Here is a 259-nt window from a genome sequence, read left to right as displayed (position 1 = left end):
GACCTGGGCTTCGACCGTTGCCTGCTGGTACACAACATGCCGTCGGTGTACTCCAAGGCCGCGAAGAAGAATGTGTTCCTGTCGCCATCCTCGCTGGCCATCGCCGCACTGGCCAAGGTCAAGCAGTGGGAAAGCCCGGGTAATCAGGTGACCTTCGCCGAGGACGTTTCCCGCGTGGTCGAGTACAACATCCTCGACACCTCCACCGAAGGCGACCTGCTCAACCGCTACGGCGTGAGCTACTACGCCCGCACCATCC

At 61.8% G+C, this 259-nt stretch carries 1 pseudogene; it reads left to right on the top strand.

Features of this window, described 5'->3' with window-relative positions:
• Nucleotides 1-259: pseudogene (locus AAEY55_RS18455) on the top strand (phage tail protein); the annotation flags it as partial.

This window comes from Pseudoalteromonas sp. 120-MNA-CIBAN-0494, from assembly GCF_040308885.1.
Lineage (GTDB): Bacteria > Pseudomonadota > Gammaproteobacteria > Enterobacterales > Alteromonadaceae > Pseudoalteromonas > Pseudoalteromonas nigrifaciens.
The sequence above is the reverse complement of the archived record's forward strand: the minus strand, read 5'-3'. Positions and strand labels throughout refer to the sequence as shown.